This window comes from Phycisphaeraceae bacterium (genome assembly GCA_020639155.1).
Taxonomy (GTDB): Bacteria; Planctomycetota; Phycisphaerae; order Phycisphaerales; family UBA1924; genus JACKHF01.
The window spans coordinates 692,614-711,486 of sequence record JACKHF010000001.1 but is presented as its reverse complement, the minus strand read 5'-3'; the positions used below and the strand labels follow the sequence as shown (position 1 = coordinate 711,486).

Here is an 18,873-nt window from a genome sequence, read left to right as displayed (position 1 = left end):
GACACTCCGCGTCGTGCCCCTTGTTCTCGGTGGGTATTCGTGTACACTCGGTCAATCGTCACCCTCGCGGGTCGCATGCTGTGGCATTGATGCATACGTGCCCATCGTGTTGCTGTGTTTTCAGGCTGCAGTTCGTGAGGGATCCGAGAGTCGCGCGGTGCCCTGCGCGCTGGCAGCACTGAGAAGGAGAACACCATGTTGCACACACATTCACCCATTGGTTTCCGGGGTTCGCATATTCGTTGTTCAGCTGCTGCTGCGCTCATGCTTGCAGCAGGCAGTGCGCATGGTCAGATGTGGAATGTTGGCAACGGCAACTGGAACGTCGCGTCGAACTGGTCGCCGATGACCGTTCCAAACTCCATGACAGCTGATGTCACACTCGGTGGTGCGTCGGGATACATAGTAACGATTGGTTCGATCAGCCCGATCATCCAGAATCTTGCGATCAGCAATGCGAACGCGGTACTGACAATTGGGAGCTCACGCGCGTTGCAGCCGCACGGCGATACGGTGATCAACAACGGTCTCATCAATGTGAACACAAATGGTGCGAACGGTTCGTATATCCAGTTCTTCAACGCGGACACATTGCTGACCGGAAATGGTGTGATTGCGCTCAACGCCGCCGGCAATATTCTTGATCGTGCGTATCTGTGGTACGGGGTCTCGACGGACGTTCTGACACAGGACGTCAATCACTCGATCCTTGGATCCGGCAATATCTATGTTGCGATGGTCAACAATGGAACGATCAATGCAGATATTGATGGCGGTATCCTGCAACTGTTCACAACCAACAAAGCCAACGCAGGAACAATTGGTGCGACAAACGGCGGGATCTTGCGCATTAATGGGATCAGTATCGATCAGACCGGTGGTGGTGCCATGTATGCGCAAGGTGCAGGCACAAATCCATCCGAGATCAGGCTTTCGAATGCGACATTGACCGGCGGCACGCTCGACATGCTCAGTCCGGCAGCTGCATTTGTGACTGCTGGTAATGCAACACTCATCGATACTGTTGTTTCCGGAACTATCAACGTCGAAAATACTCGAAATCTGCACATTGGTGGTGCGCTGTACGATCATGATGGCACGATCAATGTCAACTCTCTGTCGGGATCAAGCGGATCAAGCATTACCTTTGGTGATCCAGCAACAACACTCTCGGGCACGGGTGAGATCGTGCTCAACGCCAGCGGCAATATCCTTGATCGGGCGTATCTGAACTACACCGTCAGCTCCAACGTTGTCACACAGCAGGCTGGTCATGTGATCCACGGCTCTGGTAACATCTACACAAACATGATCTTCAACGGCAGGGTTTCTGCCGATCGCGATGGGCAGCTTGTTGCGATGATCATAACCCCCAAGACAAACAACGGCGTGATCGAGGCTGTTGATGGCGGGATTCTGCATGTCAACGGGATCGCAGTGAACCAGTCCTCAGCCGGCCAGATCAAGGCCGACGGCGCGGGCACGAATCCCTCTGAGATCAGATTGTCGAACGCCTTGGTCACCGGCGGTCATCTCGATGCAATGAATGGAACCTCCATTGAGGTTGTGAGCGGTGCTGCGACACTCGACAGTGTTGAAGTTACCGGCCAGGTGAACATCACTAACACACGGACACTGAACATTCTGGGGTCGACGTACGACCACACCGGTCGTGTTCTTGTGAACTCAAACGGTGGTTCCAGCCAGACAGTTCTCAGCTTTAATGACCCAGCAACAACACTCTCAGGCACGGGTGAGATCGAGCTTAACGCCACCGGCAATATCCTTGATCGGGCGTACCTCTCCTACACCCAACCCAGCAATGTTGTGACACAATCGGCCGGCCACGTTATTCATGGCTCTGGCAACATCTACACAAACATGATCTTCAATGGCCGGGTTTCTGCCGATCGCGATGGGCAGCTTGTTGCGATGATCACAACCCCCAAGACAAACAACGGCGTGATCGAGGCTATCAATGGCGGGATTCTGCACATCAACGGGATCACAGTGAGCCAGTCCTCAACCGGCCAGATCAAGGCCGACGGCGCGGGCACGAATCCCTCCGAGATCAGATTGACAAACGCGTCGATCACTGACGGGCATCTCGATGCAATGAATGGAACCTCCATCGAGGTTGTCAATGGCACGGCAACGTTTGACAGCGTCGAGGTCACAGGCCAGATCAACATTCTAAACTCGCGGGTACTCAACGTTCTGGGCACCGCCTTCGACCATGATGGTCGTACTCTCGTGAACTCAAACGGTGGTCCCAACCAGACAGTTCTCAGCTTTAACGACCCTGCGACAACGCTGATCGGGACGGGCGAGATCGAGCTTAACGCCACCGGCAATATCCTCGATCGGGCGTACCTCTCCTACACTCAATCCAGCAATGTTGTGACACAATCGGCCGGCCACCTCATTCATGGATCTGGAAACATCTACACAAACATGGTCTTTAATGGGACTGTGTCCGCCGATCGCGATGGGCAGGGTATGGGTCTTGTCACGAACAACAAGACCAACAACGGCACTATAGAGGCGGTCGATGGTGGGTTTCTGCTGATTTCCGGCATCACGCTCGATCAGACCGGTGGTGGTGAAGTTGTCGCGCAGGGCGCGGGGACGAATCCATCCGAGATCAGACTCAATGGCGCAACAATCACACATGGAACCATCGATGCACAACCTGGCACATCGACCAACATTGTCAGTGGCAATACAACATTGAACTCAGTGACAACATTCGGTCAGATGAACGTAGAGAACTCACGCCAGCTGCGCATCAACGATGCGCTAACGAATAACGGCACAGTTGCAATCAACTCAGGTGGCGGCACCAACCCGACGCTGTTCATCTATCTCAACCCGGCAACACTCGATGGCAATGGCGAACTGGTGCTCAACGCGACGGGTGGTATCCTTGATCGTGCGTACATCACCGCGCAGTCGTCAGCCGACGTGCTCACACACGGGCAGAACCACACCATCTCAGGCAACGGAAACTTCTACGCAAACATCAGGAACGAGGGCACGCTTGATCCGGGCGGCGATGCGATTGGCCGATTTGGTCTGGGATCGGGAGGTGTGGATTGCGAGCCGACAAGTGTGGTTCGTATGCAAATCGGGGGTGATCAGCCTGGGCAGTTCGACAGAATCAACGGCAGCGGTACGTTCGAGTGCGAGGGGACTCTGGTGATCGAGCATCTTGGCGGGTACCCGGGCCCGGTGTGGGGGACCTTTATCGATATCATCTCGGCAAGTGCGGTGACCGGAACCTTTGACAATGTTCAGGTACCCAGCCTTTCAGGTCAGGACAGATATGAGGTTGTGTACCTTGCCGATCGTGTCCGGTTGCTGGTGACGTGCTACGCGGACTGCGATGCCAATAGCGTACTGAACATCTTTGATTACATCTGCTTTGGCAACGCATACGCTGGCAATCCAGTCAGTGTCTTGTACTCGGCCGATTGTGACGGCAGTGGCACGTTGAACATCTTTGACTACATCTGCTTTGGCAACGCCTACGCAGGTGGATGTCCGTAATAGTGGGCGTAATATCACTCTGTATACAGCCCCGGGAATGGGTTGTGGTCCAATAATTTGAGCCCCTTGAGATTCCATCCTTCAAATTTGAGGGATGGTTCTTTTATGACCTTGCCTTCCGGAGCAATATCGGACAGATTCCTGCAAAGCGATCGTAGGAATGTTGCGGATTCTTCGGAACAACCTGTACATCTTTCGCGAATTTCCGTTACACTGAATCTGGTTACGTGCTATTCGTGGACAACTCGTCGGGGGACCAGACCGATGACATGCATCGGTCTGCGGTACGAATCTCGTTTCACAGCATTGATGTGATTCGAATCGAGGCATCGCTGATTGATAACAGGGCTGGTGTTCGGCCTTGTTTACAAGGAGTCATGTTTTTATCAGATGAGGGCGGAGTGAGCCCTGGTACCCAGACTGGAGGATTTCGATGAAGAAGTATTCGACTGTGGTTCGCGCGGTTGCGCTTGCGATGCCCCTGATGCTCGCGGGTGCTGCTGGTGCGGCAGTGAGCGTCGACGAAACATCACCCGTGGTCAGCTCAAACGGTATGAATGGTCTCGCGTTCCCGGGCGGCGATGTGTTTTATACAACATCAAACACCATCAGCAACGCAAAGTCGACTGTCATCCCGGGCTCGACCACAACGGTCATTACCTGGGAAGAGGGAGCGACATCATACTATGCGGTGAGCTTTGACGGCTCGACGCTTGCAGGTCGCGTCCGTGACACTGGCAATCAGGTTCGTCTCCGCTACGCCAGCTTCGACCCCGTGAATGGTCAAGCCCCCGCGGTGAATCCCGCTCTGCGTGCAGACGCAAACAACACCGTGTATCTCGTGCAGTTGAACTCGGTCTCCACCGATGCAGCGCGCGATGCAATCACGGCAGCTGGCGGCGAGGTCGTTCGCTTCCTTGCTGACAACACACACATCGTTCGTGCTGACGCGAATTCGATCGCAGCGATCAACAACATGCCAATGGTCCGCTGGACAGGCGCGTTCCATCCCGCATACCGCCTCGACGACGCAGCAAGCGCGTTTGCAATGTCAACCGAAGAGTCCACCGCGCAGCGCTGGACCATTCAGGTCTATCAGCCGTTCGGCGCTGAGCAGGAAGTTGTTGCAGAAGCAATCCGCAATGCTGGCGGATTCGTTCACTACACCACAAGTGACGAGACATACCTGTTCGATGCAACGCTGACGCCCTCGCAGCTTGCAATGGTTGCGCACATGAACGAGGTTGCATTCGTCGACGCGTGGGGCGGCCCCGGCGAGTGGGACATGGACATCGGTCGTCAGGTGCTTGGCTCGGCATACGTGCAGTCCGGCGTGCTCGACTTCGAGGGCAGCGGCCTGAACGGCGAAATCTTTGATACAGAAACACCGGATACCAACCCCGAGTGGAACGCAGCAACCGGCGGCAATGGTGTGATTCACCACGGCCCGAACGGCAACTCCGGCACACACGGATCGTCCTGCTTCGGTATCTGCTTTGCTCGCGGTGTCAGCCCGCAGTACAAGGGCCACATGCCAGAGGGCCAGGGCATTTTCTTCCACTATGCCAAGTCCACATCGTTCGGTGGCACCTACGGCACACGTCTGCAGATTGCGCAGGAGTCAATCGATCCGGCCGGTCCGTATCGCTCTGTCTTCCAGACCTCCAGCGTGGGTAACAACCGTACAGCAAGCTATACCAACCTGTCCGCAGAAATGGACAACGTGCTGTTCCTGACAAACTACCTGCACTGCCAGTCGCAGTCCAACGCGGGTAACACACAGTCACGTCCGGAAGCATGGGCAAAGAACATTCTTTCAGGTGGTGCTGTGCAGCACAACAATAGCGCCAACCCAGCAACATATGGCATCTCTGGTGCATCGACTGGCCCGGCGACCGATGGTCGTGTCAAGCCAACACTCGCTGGCTTCTATGACAGCATCGCAACAACATCCAGCACCGGCTACACCTCCGGCTTCGGCGGCACCTCCGGTGGTACACCGATGGTGTGCGGCACGGTCGGCATCTTCTTCGAGATGTGGCACCGTCAAGTCTGGCCTGCTGCGAACCCCAACCCAGGCGCAACCATCTTTGACGATGCGCCTGGTATCACAACTGCCAAGGTTGCGATGATTGCAACAGCACGCCGCCTCTCACAGCTTGAGCGTCGCCGTCAGGGCTGGGGCCTGCCCAACCTGCAGAAGCTGTACGATCTGAAGGACAAGTCTGCGTTCCTTGCAAATGAGGATGCAGCGCTTGGGAATCTTGAGACCCATTCATACTGCTTCGAAGTTGGCGCTGGCGAGCCCGAACTGCTCGTCTCCATGTCCTACATCGATCCGCAGGGTACCGTCGGTGCAGCAGTGCATCGCATCAATGATCTGTCGCTGCGTGTGACAGCTCCGAATGGCACCGTGTACTGGGGCAACAACGGCATCACCGTGACCACAGCCCAGTACAACACATCGGGCGGCTCGTCCAACACCGTCGACACCGAAGAGAACGTCTTTGTCCAGAACCCGGCAGCGGGTCAGTGGACCATCGAAGTGATCGGTGACGAGGTTGTTGCTGACACCCACCCAGCAGCAGGCACAAATGCTCGCTACAGCCTCTTCGCTGCTGGCGGAACAGAGTGCGGCGGTTGCTATGCTGACTGTGATGGCAGCGGCTCGCTCAACGTGTTCGACTACATCTGCTTCGGCAACGAGTACGCAGCTGGCAACTCGTATGCTGACTGCGATGGCAGCGGCTCGCTCAACGTGTTCGACTACATCTGCTTCGGCAACGAGTACGCAGCAGGTTGCCCATAATCATTTGATTGCTGAGTAGTTCACGGTGCGGGGTTGAAAGGCCCCGCACCGTTTTCTTCAGAATGATCACTTCATGCGTTCGGAGTAGCACATCTCATCACTCGGAAAGGCGCCCTGATGCTGGTCTGCAATCATCGTGCGTGTTGTTTCCTGCTATCAATATGTGGTATCGCAGGAGTATCCACTGCACAGGTTGTTCACCATCTTGATCTTGTTTCTACCGATCAGCCCAGGGAGGCAGTCTTCCAGCTGCGCACACACGATGCTGCAACTGTGTTGTGGCCCGAGCACGAGATAGGCTGGCTGTTTGTGCGTGGTGCGGGCAGGCAACTGAACCGCCACGAGGTTCCAGCTGTGCAACCGAACGGTGTGCAGGCTGTTGTACCACTCCCGATACAGGTTGAACCCGGCGGGCTTTCCAAGGTGGGGCTCGACCTTGATCCGCGCATTGAGGTTGTTTCGCGTGACGCGTTGCAAGAGTTTGTGGTTTCTCGTGCTTTGCATGTGCATCCTGAGCAGATCGATGAACTTCCAGAACAGATACGTCTGTTGCGGATTGAGTCGCTCAGCGCACTTGTACGAGAGCCAGCCGATGCACAGATCCAGCCCTCGCCTGTCGCGACGCAGAAGGCGGGGCAGATTGTTGAGATCCGTCCGATCTTCGATCCGACGGTCTTCGGTTCGGGGAGCGACCTGCTGGTGCGCACCTATGTTGCAGGAGATGCGCTCAAGAGCGAACCGGTGATGATTGTGCCGCCGGTGGACGCCGCATTTGCCGGTGCGGGAGTGCGCGTGTTTTCATCGTGCACGCTTCCAACAGATGACAAGGGGATTGCAACCCTGACTCTGGACAGGCCCGGTCGATGGACGTTGGAACTCGCGCATCTTGTGATCGCGCCAGCTGCAGAGTATGACGCGGTTCTGTACACCGGCTCGTTGACATTTGATGCGCCTGGTGTGCCTGTGCATGGGCAAGCGCAACCCAGACTCCCAAACTCCGGTCAGGACACGACGGGAGGGCGCCCATGACATATCAATGGTCGCGCAGTGTTGTGCCTGCTGTACTCACGGTCGTTAGTGTTTCAGCGCACGCCCAGCAGTGGGAGTCTCTGGGGCCTGCACCGATCTCGTGGTTTGGCGGATCTTCAGGTCGGATTAGTGCGGTTGCGCCAAGCACGACAAATGCTGACCGTATCTATGTCGCAGGTGCTGACGGTGGCGTGTGGCGCACGACAGACGGAGGCGCGACGTGGCAACCCCTGACGGACCACATGCCAACCACTGCCACTGGTGCTCTTGCAGTCGATCCGACGAATGACATGATTGTCTATGCGGGCACTGGAGAGGCCAACTACGCGAACCATTCGCGGTACGGGCTTGGTGTCTTCAAAACGATCGACGGTGGCGACACATGGTCACATCATGCAGAGACCACGTTTGCTGGGCGCTGCTTCTCCAAGATAGCGATTGATCCGAACAACACAGATGTGTTGTACGCGTCGATCACGCGCGCTGGCGGCTTTCCGGCACTCGCGGCAGCAAAGGAGCACCCCGGTAAGGATGGGCCGGTTGGTGTGTTCAAAAGCATTGATGCCGGTGTAACGTGGACACGGCTGACAAATGGACTTCCAGATCTTATCGCAACGGATATTGCAATTAGTACGGATAGCACAACGGTCTTTGCTGGGATCGGCGACATCTTTGGCGATTCGGGCAACGGCGTATACCGCTCAATAGATGCTGGCGCATCATGGCAGAAGATGACGAGTGGTCTTCCAGCGTCCGTTGTCGGGCGGGTCAGTGTAGCAACAGCCCCATCAAACTCTGATGTTGTGTACGCATTGTTTGCGCAACCATCAAACTCTACAGGTGGTGGTGCGTTCAACCTTGGTGGATACAAATCAATCAACGGCGGCGATACGTGGACGACGTATGGCGATGTAAGCCAGTCGTCGTATGGATGGTATCTGTCGTGCATTGGTGTGAACCCAGCCGATGAGAACATGGCGTTCTATGGCGGGCTTGACATGGAGCGGGTGACACAGAGTGGCAGCGCAACAATTACACCACCGCACGTGGACTGCCACGCAGTTGCCTTTGATGCGAATGGACATCTGCTTGCTGGCGATGATGGCGGACTGCATCGCTCATTGAACTTCGGCAATGACTGGGAGAGTGTGAACGACGGGCTTGGTGTTGTGCAGTTCTATGCGGGTGTTTCTATTCATCCGCTTGATGCGAACGTCGTGATAGGCGGCACTCAGGACAATGGCACAAATGCGCGGTACGACGGTTCGCAATCATGGACAACAGTGAATGGCGGTGACGGAGGCTGGACAAGGATCGACCAGCAGCAGCCGAATATCTGGTTTGCAGAAGCTCAGGGTACCGGTAATCTTTCGCGATCAACAAACAGTGGTCAGTCATTCGGCAGTGCCGGGGGCGGGCTCTCAGGACGAAACTGCTTCCTTCCGCCGTATGTCATCGATCCTTCGAGCCTGAACACGGTCTACTACGCGACGCATCGCATCCACAAGCGAACATTCGGTAGCACGGGATGGCAGGTGATTTCGGGCGATCTGACAAAGGGCGCTGGCGCGATTCGTGCGCTTGCGATCTCGCCATCGAACCCCGATGTGCTGTATATGGCGACAAACGATGGCAATGTCGGTGTGTCAACAAATGCAGGTGTTGACTGGACTGTTGTGATCTCAGACAACCCCGGCTGGCCCCGTGTTACTCGGGAGATCTCAACTCATCCCACCGAGCCCGGCACAGCATATCTCGCGGGTGCTGTGTTCGGTCAAGCGCACGTTCGCCGGACAACAAACTACGGACAATCGTGGGAAACACTTGACGGAAATCTGCCGGACGTGCCGGTGAACGTTGTGGATATAGATCCTCGCACCTCGCCTCCGACACTCTACGCAGGCGCAGACGATGGTATCTATCGCTCGACTGACGATGGGGTGACGTGGGTGCGTTTCGGGCAGAATCTTCCCCATGTGCCGGTGATCGACGTCATCATGGACATTGCACGAGAGCGCATCGTCATCGGCACACAGGGACGAGGCGCATGGGTGATGGATCTGTCATCATGCATTGCAGACTGCGATGGCAACGCCCTGCTGAACATCTTTGATTACATCTGCTTTGGCAATGCATATGCCATGGGTTCGCTGCAAGCAGATTGTGATGGGAACGGCGTATTGAACATTTTCGATTACATCTGTTTCGGCAACGCGTTTGCAGCGGGCTGCCCGTAACCAGAATATGGCATTGGAAGAAAGAGAAGGAAGTACATGTATCGCAACCTGGGAGATCACGCTATGCACACAAAGGGAAAGCACATTGTCTGCTGCATCGGAGCAGTCGTCGCACTTGGAGGTTCAGCCCTTGCCGGGCCCGACGTGCCAGCAACACAGCTTCGCGTTGATCCCATTCTCTGGGAACAACTGACGGACAGACACAGTCAGCCCGTGGTAATCGATGGCGTATCACTTCCTGGTGTTGATGCACCCGTTACGCTGCAACTTGAGCCGTTTACACCTGTCACTGCGACGACACGATTTGTTGTAGGGAGTGTTCGCGGCCCTGATCGTGACTTTGCGTTCGATACGACCATGGTGCAGAGTTATCGCGGGTGGGTTGCGGACATGCCTGGATCCCACGTGTTTCTCACAATCTCGCCGTACCAGGTGCAGGGAACGATTGATCTTGGCACATCAGCCGGCATTATGACAGGCAGCGTCTTCGGCGTGTCGAACAAGACTGTTGACGGCGGATTTGGTGATATGGGCGTGCTGACAGTGTTTACACCGACCGGCGGGCAAACCGGCGGCGTCGGTATTGCATCGTGCGGCACCGTGACCGATCCGGAAGCAGCGATGCATCAAGCGGATCATCTTGCAAAGCGTGCGATAAATCGTGTTTCCGGCATCACAACAGATGGTACGAACATCCACGATCTCAGGCAGGTTGAGGTTGCTGTTGAGACAGACTTTGAATATTACTCACTGTTTGATGATCTGAATGCTGCTGGCGCGTATGTTCTCCAGACGTACGCAGCGATCAGCGATATCTATATCCGTGACGTGAATACACGAGTCGACGTGTCCTATGTCCGGTTGTGGGATGATCCGAACGATCTGTTCAACGAGCAGGAGCCGCTTGACCCGTTCCGCCAGTACTGGAACGCAAACATGGGCGGCGTACATCGTGATGTTGCACAGTTTTTTACGGGCCGGCGCAATCTCACCGCTGGCGGCGTTGCCTATCTCAACGGTTTGTGCAATAACAACTCCTACTCGTGGTCCGGGTACATCGTCGGCTCGTTTGTGGATCCCACAACTCCGAATATCTTCCAGCGCGATGTTACTGTGACAGCGCACGAGCTTGGGCACAACTGTGGTACAGCGCACACACACGATTATGGGCTTGACACATGCGATAACGGCGCGACACCTGCGACACGCGGCACGATCATGGCGTACTGCTCGCAAACGTTCACGGGTGGTTCTGGCAACAACGATGCCCGTTTCCACGCGTTCACGCAGGCAATCATGGAGGACTACATCACATCGCGCACATGTGTTATTACAGACTGCAACCAGAACGGCATTGATGATCTGATGGATATTACCGTGGGCACCAGCCTCGATGTCAACGGCAATGGTGTGTGCGACGAGTGCGAGGATTGCAACGGCAATGGCGTCCTCGACCCGCAGGACATTGCGAACGGTACATCAACGGATCTCAATGCCAACGGGATTCCCGATGATTGCGAGCCGGACTGCAACGGCAACAGCATTCCTGACGATCTTGATCTTGTTACATCCTTCGGCACACCTGTCTTCTTTGATACATTTAACACGGATACCGGTTGGGTGCTTGAGAATCTTGGTGCAACGTCGGGCGACTGGGAGCGCGCGATACCAGTGAACGACCCGAACTGGCAGCACGATCCCGAGTCTGACGCGGACGGATCCGGCTGGTGTCTTGTGACAGACAACGCGCCCGGAAACTCAGATGTCGATAATGGCGCGACGCGTATCACGTCGCCGCAGCTCGATTTTTCTGCGGGCGGGCTTGGTGTGTTCTACAACTACTTCCAGAAACTTGGCAACAATGGTGGCCCCGACATCATCACGGTTGAGATGAGCGATTCCGGGCTTGCCGGGCCGTGGGTGCAGATCGCCGCGCATGGGCAGAACAACGGGCTTGCCTGGACAGCGCACTTTGTGACACCGCAGGAACTTGCAAGCGCTGGTCTGACTCCAACCAGTGATTCGTATGTCCGCTTTACCATTGTTGATGCAAATCCACAGTCTGTTGTCGAGGGCGGCATCGATACGTTCGCGGTTGTGCCCGTCTTCCCGGCGATCAGCGTGGATCTTGACAACAACAATGTGCCGGATGAGTGCCAGCCCGACGCGAACAACAATGGCGTCGTTGACTGGTACGATATCGCAACAGACATGTCGCTCGACTTGAATCGCAACATTCTCTTTGACGTGTACGAGGACTGCGATAATAACTCTGTGCCCGATCTCACGCAGCTCGATGGTGCTGGATCAATCTGGATTGGACATCATGACGCATCCGGCACGCTGAAGCGGTATCTGGGCGGCACGGGCACACAGGAAACACAGACACAGGATAACGTTGTGCTGCTTCCAAATGATGTGCTTATTGATCAGATGTCCGGACTTGTCAATGTGACGAGCGCGGACGATCGGATTGTGCAGTTGTACCGGTTTGGTGGTGTCGCGCGTGATCTTGTCACTGCTGGTGCAGGCGGACTCAGCAATCCCGGCATGATGATGTTCCATGATGGTGGCACACTACTTGTTACCAGTACCGGCACGAACTCAGTGAAGATGTACGATGCCAACTCTGGCGGATACATCGGTGATTTCTCTGCAGCTAACGCGCCGCTTGAACTCCCGTTCGGCATTGCAAAGGGCCCGAACAACAACGTGTTTGTGACATCGCAGGATGTGAACAACGCTGGTCGTGTGATTGAACTGCACGGCCAGACCGGCGCATACATCCGTGACTTCGTGCAAGCCGGCGACAACGGCGGGCTGTCAACGCCTCGCGGGATGCTGTTCCACCCCGACACGGGCAATTTGCTGGTCTGCTCGTTTGATACCGATCAGGTGCTTGAGTATGACGCGACAACGGGCGCGTTCGTCGGTCAGTGGCACAACGGCGGTACGTTTGAGCCAAACAGGTTATGGCTGGACAATCCGTGGGCGATTCGTGTTGGACCCGATGGGAATATCTATGTTTCTCGTCACAACGAGGACGAGTCTGCGGGTTCGCCGGGTGGTGAGTTGCACCTGACCGACGCTGCTGTGTACATCTATCAACGAACGAAGGGGCATCTGCTGCGTGCGTACATCCAGGGTCAGAATGCTGGTCTGCATCATCCATCCGGGTTTGATTTCCTCCCGCGCGCCGGTATTGACTGCAACTACAACCAGGTGCTCGATACATGCGACATCGCGTCAGGGTACAGCCAGGACGTGAATAACAACGGCATTCCCGATGAATGCGAGGACGCGTGCTACGCAGACTGCGATTCGAACGGTGTGCTCAACATCTTTGACTACATCTGTTTCGGTAATGCATATGCAACTCAGAGCCCTTCAGCAGACTGTGATAGCAACGGATTGTTCAATATCTTTGATTACATCTGCTTTGGTAATGCATACGCGGCTGGGTGTCCATAACATGCCGTGACTCGTCAGAAGGAGGCTGATATGTACGTGCGGTCATGCGCGCTTGTGCCTACTTTGCTCGCAGGTGCATCCTTCGGGCAGGCGCTGAAGATTGATCTGAACAGCCACTTTGGTGTGCCGTCGGCATCACATCTTCCCACTCCCCATTCAGTCGAGGGACAGTGGAATGGAGTTGATACATTCTCGGCGAATGACCCCCCGGTCGAACTGGTCGGCTTGGATGGGACACCATCGGGTGTTTTTCTGTCGATGCCGTTGAGCACAACCGCCCCAGTTGCTGTGCACGCAACTGATCCTGTGGTGACCGGTGATAATCTGGCGCTGCATGATGATGGGTTTGCTGCGGGTCAGTCGCCAGAGCGCATCCGTCTTGATGGGCTGGAGGACCAATGGTACTTCATAATGAGCTTTGGTCCAGCAAGCATAGAAGCACCAACAAGCATAACTTTTCGTGCAAACTTCTTGTCCAAAGCTTTTTATTCTTATACCGGAGGATGGAATGCTGGCAGCAGTGCATCCCAATGGGGTGTGAACTACGTAAGTACGACGCTCTATGTTGAAGGGGGTTGGCTTGAGATAGACTGGAAAGCAAACTCTGCAACGCATGACGGGGTGCTTTCCGCAGTGCAGATTGTGCCTTGGTGCTATGCTGACTGCACACAGGACGGAGGGCTGGACATTTTCGATTGGATATGCTTTGGTAGCGAATACGGAGCTGCGTACTACAGGGCTGACTGCGATCAGAACCAGGTCTTAAACATCTTTGATTACATCTGCTTCGGCAATGCGTACGCGGCAGGGTGTCCGTAGCCGAAGGCAGTTGTGATCTCGTTTAACTCAAGACGGAGCGACATGTTGGTGTCGCTCTGTTTTTCTTTGGGCTGATGAGATCTTTGTTGCACACAGTTTTTATCTTCTACGCAATCTCCATGGAACGAATCAGAGTCTCAGGCATATCTACTACAATGTGTAGTAAAGTGTCTTTGAAAGGAGAGTCTGAATGCTCCACGGGAATTTCAACGTGCTGCAAGGCATATGTGCAGCCAGCATAGTTATAGGAACATCATGCAGTTTGTCTGCTCAGCCTGGCATCTTTCTTGAAAAGGATGTGGAGGTGTTGTGGTACGCTGATGGTGAAGCTCCCGGAGATGAGTTTGGGTATACATGCAATCCGATTGGCGACATCACCGGAGACGGGGTCACAGAGTTTATTGTATCTTCAGCGTATCACGATGCTGGTGCGCCGAACGGTGGCAAGGTCTATATCTATGACGGAGCGACACGTGCTCTGCTCAAAGCGCACGTTGGAACTGTGACAAACGGTGCATTCGGATTCAGGGTTCAGCCAGGTGGAGATCTGAATGGTGACGGTGTTCCTGATTACGTTGTCAGCGGACCGGGTGTGCTCGGGACGGCAACAACGGGCGAGGTGTTTGCATTCTCGGGCGCTGATCATTCTGTCATAGCTCATATTCCATCGCCGGTTCCAAATGCGCGGTTCGGCCAGGGATTGTCCGTGCCCGGCGATATCAACGGCGATGGGGAAGACGATCTTGTCATTGGTGCATCTCGTGATGGGACAGGTGCACCCTTAGCTGGAGTTGTTCGAGTTTATTCGCGGTCTGACTGGACGACACCGTGGCGGGAGCACATAGGTACAACAACGGATGCTCTGTTTGGCCACGCATCGCAGGGGCTTGCGGATATCACAAACGATGGAGTTCCTGAGTACATCATTGGAGCGCCTGGTGATGGTCCAACGCAGGGTGGTGTTGCGTATGTGTACAATGGCCTGACTGGATCGCTTGAGTATTCCATTGCTCCTTCCTCATCGACAGCAGTTGACTTTGCTCGGTTCTTCGCAAATGACGTAGGCGATCTGAACAATGATGGCGTTCGTGACATCTTTATTGGCGATTTCAACGATAACGCACTCGGTCCGTGGACAGGTGTGGCGTACACATTCAGTGGTGTTGACGGATCACAACTGCATCGGATCAATGGTTTGGGAGCCTACTGCTCAATCGGGTTTGGTGGGCGATACCTTGGCGACATGGACTGTGATGGGCACGACGACTTTCTGACAGCATATCTGTATGTGCCGGGAGCGTCTGCTGTGTGGGGCGGGCAGGTTGCGATCTTTTCAGGAAAAACAGGTGAGACATTGCGCACCATCACGTCGCTGACAGGCAACAACGCCCAGCTCTATGGCGAGCAGTTCGGGTATGACTGCGTGCGCCTTGGGGATCTTGACGGCGACACAGTTCCCGAGTTGCTCATCACTGCCGGTCTCAACAACTCCAATGGGAATCGAGCAGGCCGCGCATACATAATCAAAGGAGAGCTTGTAGAACCGCAGTGCTACGCAGACTGTGATCGGAATACTGCGCTGAATATCTTCGACTACATTTGCTTCGGAAACTATTATGCTTCACACGATCCATGTGCAGACTGCGATGGCAACGGGAGCTTGAACGTGTTTGATTACATCTGCTTTGGCAACGCGTACTCGGCGGGGTGTTCGTAGCTACATGCTCAGGAGCAGGATCCTGTGCGGGGTGGCATCCACATGCCGTCCCGTTTTTTTTGTTAAATCGTGTGCTTCCAACTGCGTTGAGTGCAGTCGAGTATCTCATTTGTTGATCAACCAGTATCGCAACTGCCGAAGCCAGTAGGTTGGTGACATTGTTCACATTCAGAAGGAGACCACGCATGCGATTTCGATCAACACCTCTTCTGCTGATAGCAGGTGCTGGCACAACGTCATGTCTTGCGCAAGTGCAGTGTGAAGAAGCGGTTGCGTTGCTGCCCTATTCGAATGTGCCCGGAGTTTCGGGCTCGGTTGAGTCATCGCTTGTGTGGGATCCGGACGGCGCGGGACCGCAGGACAGCGTGCTCGTTGTGTCGGGACGGTTTTCACAGGCAGGCAGCACGATCGCAAGAAACATTGCTGCGTGGGACGGTACGGCCTGGCATTCGTTTGGAGATGGCATTATTGCTGAAGCACACACGTTGCTGTCGCATGACGGCATGCTGATCGCTGGCTCACAGTACAACCTGTTTGAACTCCCATACACCGGAACGGCTCGCTGGAATGGGACTGCGTGGGAGCGAATGGGTGCGAATGCGCATGCTCACACCGCACAACTGCTCGCACAACGTGGTGATGACCTTCTTGCGTATGGTTATCTCACCGATGCAAACAGCACGGTAACCTTCAGAGGTGTGCTCGTATGGGATGGGGTTGACTGGCGGCCTCACACACCAGAATCACCAGCATCGAATCCATACGCGTTCACCGTATTCCAGAATGCACCTGTGATTGCGGACTATGCTGCAGTCTACCAGTGGGTGAATGACCAGTGGGTATCACTTGGGTATCCCGGGTTTTCAACCTATACGGTAACTGTCTTCAATGATCAGCTCTACGCCGGTGGATTTGCTGGGATAGGAACACACTCGGTGGCGCGCTGGGATGGATCACAATGGGTGCCCGTCGGTGAACGCATCGGAGGTCCTTCCGAATATGTGGATCGTCTGAGTGTTCTGGATGGGAAGCTCTTTGCTGTTGGAGGGTTCAGCTTCTGGAACTCGGGAAGTCTGACAGGCGGTTCGAGTGTTGCATCATGGAACGGGTTTGAGTGGGAAGGGATCGGAACAACAGGGGCAGATTTCGGCGGCTGGGTGCGAACAGCGAATGTCTTTCAGGGGCAGCAGATTGTCGGTGGTGATTTTCTCAGCGTTTACAACGCGCAGGTGTCAGGTATTACCGCATACGATGGCTTGGAATGGACCGCACTTGGTGGGTACACGCCGTCGCCTTCTCCGAAAGCTGCAATCGAGTATGACGACAAGTTTATTGTGGGTGGGCAGCCACAGTCGGCACAGGGCTCGTTTACTTCGGATGCACTGACGTATTGGGATGGAACAACTTGGCAGCCGTACAACAGCGACTTTGGTGTTGGATATATCCTGTCGCTGTTTGAAAAAGAGGGATCATTGTATGTTGGTGGAAACTTCACAGAACTGAACGGAGTTCCCGTCTCATCGCTTGTCCGTTGGGATGGAAACACATGGAGCAGTGTCGGCGAGCCGTTCGCGTACCCGAACTACTCGGTAGAGGTGCAGGCTATAACAGACTATGAGGGAGATCTGATCGCAGCGGGCAGGTTTACCCAGGCAGGTGCAACGGATGCAAGAGCCATTGCTCGATGGGATGGCACCGCATGGCATTCGCTTGGTGATGGATTGCATTGGCAGAATGATCCGATATTTCAATCTGCGGTGCGAGTGAACGCCATGGTTGGATTTCAGGGAAATCTTGTGGTTGCGGGAAGTTTTCATGATGCTGGAAGCATCCAGGCGAACAACATTGCTTCATGGGATGGTGTGGCTTGGTCGCCGCTTGATGAGGGAGTGGAGGGTGGGGACATCACATCGCTTGCTGTATACAACAACGAGCTGTATGTCGGCGGGAGTTTTAAGATAGTTTCTGGTGAGCCGACCAAGGCTGTCGCTCGATGGGATGGCTCAGCCTGGACGTCGTTTACAACCCCCATCAACGTTGGTGATCCTCGCATCGATATGCTGCAAGTGCATGACGATTCGCTGTATCTCTTTGGAATGTTCAACTTTACGACATCGAACGGCATCGCTGGATCGGTTGCGCGCTGGGATGGGAATGAACTACATCAGGTGCAGATTCCATACGACCGGACGACATTCAGCGCATCAGCCAATGTAGGTGGAGTGCTGACACTGGCTGGTATGCAGAATATCGGATACGTTGGAAGTCAGCCAGCGTACGGACACATCGAGTGTGCTTCGGTGTGCCTCGCCGATTGCAACCGGGATGGATCGCTTGATATCTTCGATTACATCTGTTTTTCCTCGTACTATTCAGGTGGTTGGAGCTATGCAGACTGCGATGGCAACGGGAGCTTGAACGTCTTTGATTACATCTGCTTTGGCAACGCGTACTCAGCGGGGTGTGACAGGTAAACAAACAGTTCATTTTCTTGCACCTTGGGACATTCCGTCTTGCATCGTGGTGAAGGGTTCTGTACACTGCCCGCCATGATGAGAAGCACACCCTTGGCCGTACCGTCTCTTATCTTGCGCGCTGTTCTGCTTGCAGTTATTGCCGCCGTTCTTGTGCCGCTGGGCGGGTGTGAGCGGCCTGAAGACGGGGTGCTTGAAACGTATCACGCAAGCGAGCATGCGCTGGCAAATCGAGATGCTCAGGCATACCTGACATGGATGACTCCCGAGTCCATCGAGCTAACGAAGGAGCACATCAGGCTTGCACGATTTGCGACCAAAGAAGAGGCGCAGGCATTGCCGCCAATGAGGCTGATTTCTGTGCTCCATCTTCGCAGCAAGCTTGGAAAGAACGAGTTGCGCGAGATGACGCCATTCTCATACTTTGAATGGATGATGGACGAAGGAGTTTACTACGCCGACGAAGACGACGGTATCAAGCCGATTACAACGTGGGTTGAAGGTGACAAGGGATTCTGCAATGTGGGTGATCCCGCAAACGGCGACGTGTATTACACTGCGTACTTTCAGTTGAAAGACGGGTATTGGTACCTTGATCATGTTGCTGGTGATGCAGCCTCGGACAAAGAGTTTATTGACGATGCACGCGCGATGGGAAAAACAGTCCTCCAGCACATTCTTGACGAGTATAAGGAGTACTACGGGGCGATACCGTCGAATGTGTGGACGCCACCCGATGTAGAAAACAGATGAAGAAAACCGCCCTGT

The 18,873-nt window shown here is 54.8% G+C and carries 9 protein-coding genes; all 9 read left to right on the top strand.

What is annotated here, in order from left to right:
• Positions 1–195: 195 nt before the first annotated feature.
• The 9 genes from H6815_03050 to H6815_03010 all read left to right on the top strand — a co-directional run bounded on the left by H6815_03050 (position 196) and on the right by H6815_03010 (position 18,858).
• Positions 196–3,549 (top strand): hypothetical protein, encoded by a 3,354-nt coding sequence (locus tag H6815_03050; GenBank protein MCB9859405.1) that lies wholly within the window; start codon positions 196–198, stop codon positions 3,547–3,549.
• Between the two features lie 433 nt (positions 3,550–3,982).
• Positions 3,983–6,358, top strand: coding sequence for a peptidase S8 (locus H6815_03045; protein ID MCB9859404.1), 2,376 nt, complete (start codon positions 3,983–3,985; stop codon positions 6,356–6,358).
• A 117-nt stretch (positions 6,359–6,475) separates the two neighbouring features.
• Positions 6,476–7,387: a hypothetical protein gene (locus H6815_03040; GenBank protein MCB9859403.1), complete on the top strand. Its 912-nt coding sequence runs from the start codon at positions 6,476–6,478 to the stop codon at positions 7,385–7,387.
• Positions 7,384–9,624, top strand: coding sequence for a hypothetical protein (locus H6815_03035; GenBank protein ID MCB9859402.1), 2,241 nt, complete (start codon positions 7,384–7,386; stop codon positions 9,622–9,624). Before H6815_03040 ends, H6815_03035 begins: the two co-directional genes overlap by 4 nt.
• Before the next feature lie 63 nt (positions 9,625–9,687).
• Positions 9,688–13,095: a hypothetical protein gene (locus H6815_03030; GenBank protein MCB9859401.1), complete on the top strand. Its 3,408-nt coding sequence runs from the start codon at positions 9,688–9,690 to the stop codon at positions 13,093–13,095.
• Positions 13,096–13,125: 30 nt separating this feature from the next.
• The gene (locus H6815_03025; GenBank protein ID MCB9859400.1) at positions 13,126–13,914 is read left to right on the top strand and encodes a hypothetical protein; all 789 of its coding nucleotides are present in this window, start codon (positions 13,126–13,128) and stop codon (positions 13,912–13,914) included.
• Positions 13,915–14,104: 190 nt separating this feature from the next.
• On the top strand, positions 14,105–15,631 hold the full coding sequence (locus H6815_03020; GenBank protein ID MCB9859399.1) for an FG-GAP repeat protein: 1,527 nt from the start codon (positions 14,105–14,107) through the stop codon (positions 15,629–15,631).
• A 185-nt stretch (positions 15,632–15,816) separates the two neighbouring features.
• Positions 15,817–18,105 carry a hypothetical protein gene (locus tag H6815_03015; protein MCB9859398.1) on the top strand — a complete coding sequence of 763 codons (2,289 nt, stop codon included), beginning with the start codon at positions 15,817–15,819 and terminating at the stop codon, positions 18,103–18,105.
• Between the two features lie 75 nt (positions 18,106–18,180).
• Positions 18,181–18,858, top strand: coding sequence for a hypothetical protein (locus H6815_03010; protein MCB9859397.1), 678 nt, complete (start codon positions 18,181–18,183; stop codon positions 18,856–18,858).
• The last annotated feature ends 15 nt before the right edge of the window (positions 18,859–18,873 follow it).